Origin of the sequence: Chitinophaga niabensis, from assembly GCF_039545795.1 — a bacterium.
Lineage (GTDB): Bacteria > Bacteroidota > Bacteroidia > Chitinophagales > Chitinophagaceae > Chitinophaga > Chitinophaga niabensis_B.
In genome coordinates, this window is sequence record NZ_CP154260.1 from 2,422,894 (window position 1) to 2,432,693 (window position 9,800).

Consider the following 9,800-nt stretch of genomic DNA (forward strand, 5'->3'; position numbering starts at 1 on the left):
CCCAGGCAGAAACATCCCGGCTCATATTTTGTTACTGTGTTATAGACCATGCTTCTGTAACCAAAACAATGTTTTATATGAAACGGATGAACCTGCTTATAACAGCCATGTTAGCTTTGGCATTTACTACTACTCATGCACAGACAAGTAAGTTTTACATAAAAGCCGCCGGAGGTTATTTCTTCAGTGTTTCCAATGGCCAGTTCCCGGATGTAGGGCCTTATCCTCCAAGAGATCAGCACGATGTTGTGAACCCCACTACCGGCGGTATCACCACGGTTTCTGAAAAAGTACTGACCGGCTCTTATGGAGAAGGTTTCAGGGGTGGTTTAACCCTGGGATATAACTTCAATAGGTACGTAGGTATAGAAGGTACTTTCAACTACTTCCAGAGCGTAAAGAACCTGATGACGCGTAATGTTACCACCATCCAGGGAACTACAACAACAGTAGGGAGCGTGGAATCAAGAGGGCATGTGAATGCCATAGATTTTGCACCCAGCCTGGTGTTCAGCCCCGGTCTTGAAAAATGGAACCCTTATGTGCGTTTTGGTTTTGTAGTACCATTGTGGGGCCGCCTGAATATAGAAACGGAAGCCACCCGTACCAGTGCTGTGCCGGGGCAACCGGCAACCGTAGTGGCACAGACGGCCATACACCGTGAGGAAGAAGTGAAGCCAAGCCCTACCATTGGATTCCAGGGAGCGTTAGGTGTTACTTATGCAGTGGCCAAACGCTTTGATATCTTCCTGGAAACAGAATACAGGAATGTACCGGTGAAGAGCAAAAGCAAAGAAGTGACCGCGTATAATGAAGTGACCAATGTGGTGAACACCACTAACGGAACCGTGATCTCAACACAACGGAGAGGGCTGAACGATCTCAGCACTGCTGAAAGGGAAACGGATTATGTGACCACACTGGACCAGAATTCCAATACACCCACCGGTACTGCCGGTTCTAAAACAAATTATAAGAATGATAATACACCTGCTAATGACCTGAAGTCCTATATCAATATAGGTGGTCTTGGTGCCAACCTGGGCGTACGGTTACGTTTCTGACCGCATCAGGTGCCTCGCTTGGTACGATAATGATTGGGAGAAACACCCATCAGTTTATTGAACATCCGCGAAAAATAATAGGGATCTTCCATCCCCAGTTTATACGCTATTTCTTTCACCCGGAGATCCGTGAATATCAGGTATTGGCATGCCTTCTGGATCTTCAGGTGATTGAAGTATTCCATAGGGGCAAAGCCCGTTTTCTTCCGGAAGATGCTGGAATAGTGGGAGGCAGACAGGTTAACGGATTGCGCAATATTAGCCAGCGTAAGCATTTTGGACAACTGCTGTTGCATATAGTTGATAGACATTTCCACCACATCCGTACTTTGCTTTTTCTCAGAGAGGTTGAACTTATCATCATACATAAAAGAAGATAAGAAATGCCATAAACACATATTGGCATAACACAGATTATCATTCCCATAACCCCGTTCCAGGCTGGCATAGATATCTTCAAAAAGATGCAGGCGCTTTTGCTGAAAAGTAATGGTACCGCTATGCCCGCTGTGTTGCCTGATCATGGCTTCCACGATCGCATTAGCGGCAGGGCCTTTGAAATGCATCCAATAGATGGTCCAGGAATCATTTTCGTCTGCCGCATAACTATGTGCACTGCCCGCAGGGATCACTACAAAAGTATCCGGCCCTAATGAATATTTGCGTTTACCGATCTGCGCAGTTCCCTTTCCTTCCACACAATAGATCAGGATGTTCTGATCAATACCATGAAGCCGCTGGCGGAAGTGATATTTCGCTTTGGGATAATAACCGATATCCGTCACAAAAGCTCCTTCAATGACCGGGTTGCTGACGCAGAGATCAGTGATGATCTTCCTTGGAACAATAATGGCCCGCTGGCCTTCGAATCCTTCTTTTTTTCTTAACATGGTCAGCCCAAATTACAATAAAAAAATCCATGAGGGAAGCTTTCATGGTAAGTTTTTGCTGGTGTAGTAAAATGTCGCCAATAAGATAATCCATCTTTTCAATCAGAATCTCTATTGAAGCGCCGGGTTTATCTTTCAATATTTGTACTCAGTCAACCACACTCATTCCACGATGTAAAAAAACTTTACACATGAAAAAACACTTCCAGCTCTTCTGGGTTTTTTCCTTCATTTTTTGCCATGCCGCTTTTTCACAAGGCTCGGTCATTAAAGGAAAGATCACCGGCAGTAATCAATCTCCCTTACCAAATATTTCTGTACAGGTGAAAGGAACCGGTACAGGAGCCATTACCAACCCCCAGGGTGAATTTTCACTCACCGCTCCGGCAGACGCAACACTGATCATCTCTTCCATTGGCTTCATTAGAAAAGAAGTATCTGTATCCGGCCGCCAGTTTATTGCCGTTACACTGGAAGAGGACAGTAAACAACTGACAGATGTGGTAGTGATCGGCTACCAGTCTACCGCCAGGAAGAATGTGACCACTTCTATTTCTTCCATATCAGCCAAAGATATTGAACCGTATACCTCCGGCACTGTGGCTACAGCCATACAAGGTAAGCTGGCAGGTGTGCAGGTGATGGCTGCAGATGGTTCCGTAGGTTCGCAGCCCCGCATCCTGGTGCGCGGCCTTAGTAGTATCACCGGTAATACCACACCACTGGTGATCGTAGATGGAATGGAAATAGGCTACAATTTCATGAATACCATTAACCCCCTGGATATTGCCACTATCGATATCCTGAAAGATGCTTCCGCCGCTTCCATCTATGGTGCCCGTTCCGGTCAGGGTGTGATCCTGATCACCACAAAACGTGGTAAAGGTGCCACGCAGATCAACTTCCAGGCTGCCTATGGTATTGCCACACCCCCTAAAATTAAGATCGCAGGTGCGCAGGAATATGCTGCCACTATGAACAAGATCGCAGAGAACAGCGGAACAGCACTTCCTTTCCCGGATGTGAGTACGTTGAAGGATAACAATTACTGGGATCAGACCTTTGGGCAGGGTACCAAACAGAGTTATAACATGAGCGTGACGGGTGGAAAAGAAGGCCTCTCTGTTTTTGGCAGCATGGGTTATTATTCAGAGAGTTCATATGCCGGTGACCGAGGTGGCCAGTGGAAGAAAGCCACCGCCCGCCTGAATGTGGATTGGGACATCAACAAAGTGGTGAAACTGGGTTTCGGCTTAGCACCCCGTTATGAGAATTATCCCTTTGCGCCGCTGAACCTTACCTGGCCTGCTTTTGCGATGGACCCAACTGTAGCGCCTTATAGAACGGAAGCAGAAGTGCGTGCTTCCCTGCCTGCACTAACAGGTACTTTCGCAGACCTGATGACGGCCTTTAATCCTTATTACAGCATGGTCGGCCGTTCTTCCTTCAATGGCATTGTGAGCCCGGAATTCAACCTCCGTACTAATTTCGATAAGCGGGAATATTTCGGCGGCCAGTTCAATACTTACCTGGAACTGAAACCACTGAAGGGTCTTGTACTTAAAACAGCGCTGGATGCAACCGCTAACTTTTCTCAGCAGAACACTTACGCGCCTAAATATTATTTCGCTACAAACAGTTACAATGCCAAAACAACGGTTGGTACCAATACTTCCTATAACAGCCGCTTAAAGATCACGAATACGGCAGATTATACTTTGCCGCTGCCTGCAGACCATGCCGTGAACGTACTGCTGGGGCATAGCTATGATAACTATACTACCAAAGGCTCTAATGCATCACGTGAGAATATTCCTTTTGATACGGAACCATTCCGCTTTATCAATGGAGGTAACCTCGTAACCGGCGGCGGTGGAGGATATCAGCCCGGTGCTGCACCATTCGGGAAAATGCTTTCCTTCTTCGGTTCACTCCGTTATAACTATAAAGAAAAGTATTACCTCAGCGGCGCTATGCGGGCAGACGCTTCTTCACTCGTAAATCCTTTATACCGCTGGGGCTATTTCCCATCGGTATCCGGTGCATGGGTGGTGTCACAGGAGCCTTTCTTTGAAAGCATCAGCCAAACGCTCAGCTACTTTAAATTAAGGGCCGGCTGGGGAAGGTCTGGTGGTAACCTGCCTGGCAGTGTAGGTGAATACATGTCCTATGTAACACCTGTCAATTATGTAGATGCCAACGGCGGTCCTATCTATGGATATACACCCGGCACCATCAGCAACCCTGAACTGCGTTGGGAGATACAGGAAGATTATACCATAGGTTTTGATGCAACACTTTTCCACGATAAACTGAACGTAACCGTAGAGCGTTATATCAAAACACCCAATAACCTTTCCTTAACGGTAAGAGTAGATCCTGTACTGGGATATCCGCAGGGATATATTTCAACACAAAATGTGAACATCGGGAAGATGACCACCAAAGGCTGGGATATCGCAGTAGGTTACAAGGATAATATCACCCGTAAACTGAGCTTTGGCCTGAACCTCACCCTCAGCCAGTTTAAAAGTACCATTAATTACCTCTCTACCTCAGATCCTATCATAGGCGGAGAAGCGAATGAAGTGATCTCCACTTTCCGCTCCCGTACCACAGTGGGTCATGCACCAGGTGTGTGGTGGGGGTATATTGCAGACGGTGTATTCCAGACCAATGAAGAAGCGGCAGCTTATGTGAACAAGAACGGCGTGCGCCTGCAGCCACAGGCTACTGCGGGCGATCTGAAGTTCAGGGATTATAACGGAGATGGCAAACTGGATAACAGCGACCTGTCTGATATCGGATCCCCTTACCCTAAATTCTCCGGTGGTTTAACGCTCACCCTCAATTACAGCAACTTTGATTTCAGAACAGAATTGTACGGCGTATTCGGTCAGCAGAATTTCAACAACTACAGGAGGAATATGGTGCCCGGCCCTAATTACAACTTCCTGTCTGGTTTCCAGAACCAGTTCTGGAGCGGCCCTGGTTCTACGAATAGTTTCCCGATCCTGCGGAAAACAGACCTCAATGGAAACTTCACAAAGATGTCCACCTTCTTCCTGGAGAAAGGAAATTTTGTTCGCTGCAATGTGATGCAACTGGGTTATACCGTTCCGCCAAAATTGATCAAAGGAATTAAGAATATAAGGGTGTACGTGTCTGCACAGAACCTATTTACCATTACCAATTATTCAGGCCTGAATCCGGATGTGCCCTGGTATTCTTCCATCTCCTACAACGGGTTGGATAACTACCAGATGCTGGTTCCAAGAACTTATTTATTCGGATTGAACATTGGTTTGTAAAGAAAATTTCAAAAGCATTGTTATGAAAAAATTCATCTTACTCTTTGCAGGGTTCGCTATAGGAGGGAGTTCCTGTTCACTGGACCAGGACCCTTATGGCTCTGCGATCGTAGAATCACAATATTATACCACACTCGCACAATGTAATACTTCCACACTGGTAGCTTACCGTTTTATAGATTATGCTACCTGGTGGGAAATACTCAACTTTCGTTTCCTGTCCGGAGAAGCTTCCAGTGATAATGCGTGGATAGGCAACACCTATCAATCCACACACCCTACTTACGATGCGGTAGCACATTATACACTGGATGCTGCGAACGACAGGAATGAAGCTCAATGGATAGACCTCTATAAAAGTATCGGCCGTTTCAACAGCACCATTGCAGGTATCCAGCGTGCGCCCATTGATGATAACAGCAAAAAGCAGTTCATTGCGGAACTGAAGTTCCTGCGCGCCTGGTGTTACTTTGACCTGGTGCGTAACTGGGGAGGTGTACCCATTGTGCTAACCATCCTTTCTCCGGATAACCATCCTGCGCGTAACACTGTGAAAGAGGTGTACGACCAGGTGATTGCCGATCTGCAGGAAGGTGTGGCAATACTGCCTAAAAAATCACAGTACCCTGCCACGGAAAAGTTCAGGGCATCCAAAGGCGCTGCATTAACACTGCTGGCTAAAACCTACCTGTATATAGAAGACTGGCCCAAGGCAGAGCTGGCAGCCAAAGAGGTGATAGACCAGGGTGAATATAACCTGGAAACCAGTTTTGCTACGTTATGGGCTTATACTTACAGGAATGGAACGGAATCTATCTTTGAACATCAGAACGGTTCCTCACAGGTACCCGCCCTGCCGGCAAACGATTTTGCAAAAATGCTGAACTCTGTTGCTGATGCCGGCTGGGGATATTATTCCGCCACCAGCGACCTGGAGAATGCTTATAAGTCGGAAGGAGACAGCATCCGTTTGCAATGGACCATCAACCGCCATGGCTTACCGGTGGCAGGTGATCCGAATACACCATCTTTCGATGGCCGTCCTTATCCTGCGTTGAACAGTCATTCTAAATCTGCACGTTTCAGCCGCAAACATTACATACCAAAAGCACAAAGACCGGCGAACGGATTGCCGGCTTTGAACGACAAGATCCTGCGGTTTTCTGAAGCCCTGCTGATCCATGCAGAGGCCTGTGCTATGCAGAATAAAACAACTGAGGCACTTGCTTCTCTGAAAAGAGTGCGCGACAGGGTGAACCTCACCACGAATATGGCATTAACCGGCTGGGACCTCATCAATGCAGTGCGTAAAGAGAGAAGACTTGAATTCGCTTTTGAAGGAGACCGTTTGTACGATATCCGCAGGTGGAAAGACCAGGCCGGCAAACCGGTGATCAACAGCATCATGGGGCCGAACGGAAGTTTTGTGTTGTACAATACGCAAACCAGTACGGATGTATGGGAAAAGAGGAATCCTGTGGAATTGCAGAACAAGGGTTTCAATTTCAATCCTGAGATCCACGCGTTATGGCCTATCCCGTCCAACCAGATCATTATTTCTGAAGGAGCTGTGAAGCAGAATCCCGGATACTTTTAAGGAATTTAATTATGAGAACGATCATGAAATTGTTTTGCCTTGCGCTCCTGGCTATTAACTGTGGGAAAAGTTCAACACCACCGGGTCAGGAACCCAATACCTGTATATTCCTGGGCGTGGATACCTGCCTGCAGAAACCGAAAACCGTTATTACGATCAATATGGGCAGCACAAAGCAAACCATTCACAGCTTTGGGGCTTCCGATTGCTGGACCACCAAGTTCATTGGAAAATGGGCCAATGTGCAGAAGAAAGATCAGATAGCTGATCTGTTATTCAGTATGGACACTACGGCAAACGGAACGCCAAAGGGGATCGGCTTATCACTCTGGCGCTTTAACATCGGCGGCGGCAGTTTTGAACAGGGCCAGAACAGTAATATTGCGGATGAATGGAGAAGGGAGGAGTGTTTTATGAACCCGGATAATACATACGACTGGTCCAGGCAGCAAGGCCAGCAATGGTTCCTGCAGGCAGCTAAACAACGTGGTGTGAAATACACCCTCGGCTTTTCCCTGACCCCGCCGGTATTCATGTCTAAGAACGGGAAAGCATATAACAGTTCCGGCGGCACTGCCCTGAACATACAGGATGGCAAATTAGACGCATACGCGGGTTTTATGGCGGAGGTAACCAAACACTTCCAGTTTGATTACTTAAGCCCTGTAAACGAACCGCAATGGGCCTGGGGGCAACCTACTTCTGCCGGTCAGGAAGGCACGCAATGTACGAATGATGAAATAGCCGCACTCTGTAAAGCCATTGCGCCTAAACTGGCAGGCACAAATTCTCAGATCGTAGTAGGAGAGGCAGGCACACTGGCTTACCTCTATGGCACCAATACGGATAACCGCGGAGATCAGATCACGCAGTTCTTTAACACCGCATCCGCCAACTACATCGGCAACCTGCCCAATATGGCGCATACTATCTCAGGGCACAGTTACTTTACCACCTGTCCGGATAACACACTGATCAGCACCAGGCAGCAACTGCTGAATAAGATCAGCCAGGTGGATGCCACACTGAACACCTGGCAAACTGAATTCGGCATCCTGGGAGATATCTGTGGCCAGTACAACGGCTCCCCAAGGAACACCGGCATCGAATACGGATTGTATGTTGCCAAAACCATTCATCACGATCTTGTGATTGCCAACATGAATTCCTGGCAGTGGTGGCTGGCTGTAAGTCCTTATAATTACAGCGATGCCCTGGTATACATCAATGATCCCGCCGGCCAGATGAATGTGGCCAACTGTAAAACAGACGGTATTGTTGTGGAATCAAAACAACTCTGGGCATTCGGTAACTACGCTCGTTTTATCAGGCCCGGTATGAAACGTGTGGAAACTTCCATCCCCGGCAACAATGATCCTGCCATAGCTGCCGGAACATTGATGATCTCTGCCTGGAAACAGGAAGCAGATAAGAAAGTAGTGGTAGTGCTGGTGAACCCGGAAGCAAAAGAAAAAACCATACAACTGAACGGATTAACGGTTGGTGTGTTAGATCAGTATACAACAGATGCTACTAATAACCTGAAGAGAACACAATCAACTGCCAGTGAAATTAGGGTGCCCGCAAAATCTGTTGTAACATTAACAGGAAAATATCAATAATGAGCAAGCAATTCAATCATACCTACATCATCGGCATTTCATTTATTTCGGCATTAGGCGGATATCTCTTTGGTTTTGATTTTGCAGTGATCTCCGGCGCGCTGCCTTTCCTGCGCGATGCCTTTGGGCTTAATGCATGGTGGGAAGGTTTTCTAACCGGCTCACTGGCATTAGGTTGTATGGTAGGTTGCCTTGCTGCCGGAAAACTGGCAGACCGCTACGGCAGAAAACCGGGGCTGATGCTGGCCGCGCTGATCTTCACGCTTTCCTCTTTAGGTATGGCATGGTCCAATAGCCTCACGATGTTTGTTTGCATGCGTTTTGCCGCAGGTATCGGTGTGGGCATGGCTTCTATCCTCAGTCCTTTGTATATCGCAGAAGTTTCTCCTGCACATATACGGGGCAGGAATGTTTCCATCAACCAGTTAACCATCGTGATAGGCATATTGATCACTAACCTCGTGAATTACACGCTGGCCGGTAAAGGTGCAGAAGCCTGGCGCTGGATGTTTGGTTTGGGTGCAGTACCCTCCGTTATCTTTTTACTGGGCGTGTTCTGGTTGCCGGAAAGCCCGCGCTGGCTGATCGGCAAAGGAAAAACAGCAGAAGCAAAAAAGATCCTGGCAAAGATCGGCACGGAGGAAGTGGTGATTGAAAAACCTTCCGCAGAACCATCCTATAAAGCCGTATTTGAAAAAGCAGTAAGGCCGGCAGTAATAATAGGTATTACCCTGGCAGTGTTCCAGCAGTTATGCGGTATCAATATTGTATTCAATTATACTTCTACCATTTTTGCTTCCGTAGGGGCAGACCTCAATAGCCAGTTATTTGAAACCATCACCATTGGCATCGTGAACCTTGTTTTCACCTTAGTGGCCATGTGGCAGGTGGATAAACTGGGGCGCAGGCCATTGATGCTGATCGGTTCGGCAGGCCTTTCCATAGTGTATATCATACTGGCATCACTGCTGCAGCACCAGGTGGATGTGCGGCTCGTTTCCTTCTTTGTGATGCTGGCCATTGCTTTGTATGCTACCTCACTGGCCCCGGTGACCTGGGTATTGATCTCTGAGATATTTCCTAACCACATCAGGGGACTGGCTTCATCCATTGCCGTTGTTTCCCTGTGGGGGGCTTATTTCATCCTGGTGTTTACTTTCCCCATCCTGGCAGAGCAACTCGGTACTTATGGACCATTCTATCTGTACGCCGGCATCTGCGCACTGGGTTTCCTGTTCATCAGAAGTAAGGTAAAGGAAACAAAAGGGCAATCCCTTGAGCAATTAGAACAACATTTAACAGGACATTAAAACACA

6 protein-coding genes are annotated in these 9,800 nt (G+C 47.3%); 5 read left to right on the forward strand and 1 reads right to left on the reverse strand.

From position 1 onward, the window contains the following. The first annotated feature begins 77 nt into the window (after positions 1–77). Entirely contained in the window at positions 78–1,064 is a 987-nt protein-coding gene (locus tag AAHN97_RS09575; RefSeq protein ID WP_343307368.1) for an outer membrane beta-barrel protein, read from the forward strand. A gap of 5 nt (positions 1,065–1,069) precedes the next feature. Here AAHN97_RS09575 and AAHN97_RS09580 read toward each other — a convergent pair whose 3' ends face one another. Continuing rightward, the gene (locus AAHN97_RS09580) at positions 1,070–1,954 is read right to left on the reverse strand and encodes an AraC family transcriptional regulator (RefSeq protein ID WP_343307369.1); all 885 of its coding nucleotides are present in this window, start codon (positions 1,952–1,954) and stop codon (positions 1,070–1,072) included. 191 nt (positions 1,955–2,145) lie between these two features. Between AAHN97_RS09580 and AAHN97_RS09585 the strand changes: the two genes are divergently transcribed. The 4 genes from AAHN97_RS09585 to AAHN97_RS09600 are packed head-to-tail and all read left to right on the forward strand — an operon-like array spanning position 2,146 to position 9,794. After that, on the forward strand, positions 2,146–5,265 hold the full coding sequence (locus tag AAHN97_RS09585) for a SusC/RagA family TonB-linked outer membrane protein (RefSeq protein ID WP_343307370.1): 3,120 nt from the start codon (positions 2,146–2,148) through the stop codon (positions 5,263–5,265). A gap of 22 nt (positions 5,266–5,287) precedes the next feature. Next, positions 5,288–6,862 (forward strand): RagB/SusD family nutrient uptake outer membrane protein, encoded by a 1,575-nt coding sequence (locus AAHN97_RS09590; RefSeq protein WP_343307372.1) that lies wholly within the window; start codon positions 5,288–5,290, stop codon positions 6,860–6,862. Positions 6,863–6,885: 23 nt separating this feature from the next. Then, positions 6,886–8,484 carry a glycoside hydrolase gene (locus AAHN97_RS09595; RefSeq protein WP_343307373.1) on the forward strand — a complete coding sequence of 533 codons (1,599 nt, stop codon included), beginning with the start codon at positions 6,886–6,888 and terminating at the stop codon, positions 8,482–8,484. Further along, positions 8,484–9,794 (forward strand): sugar porter family MFS transporter, encoded by a 1,311-nt coding sequence (locus AAHN97_RS09600; protein ID WP_343307374.1) that lies wholly within the window; start codon positions 8,484–8,486, stop codon positions 9,792–9,794. Before AAHN97_RS09595 ends, AAHN97_RS09600 begins: the two co-directional genes overlap by 1 nt. The last annotated feature ends 6 nt before the right edge of the window (positions 9,795–9,800 follow it).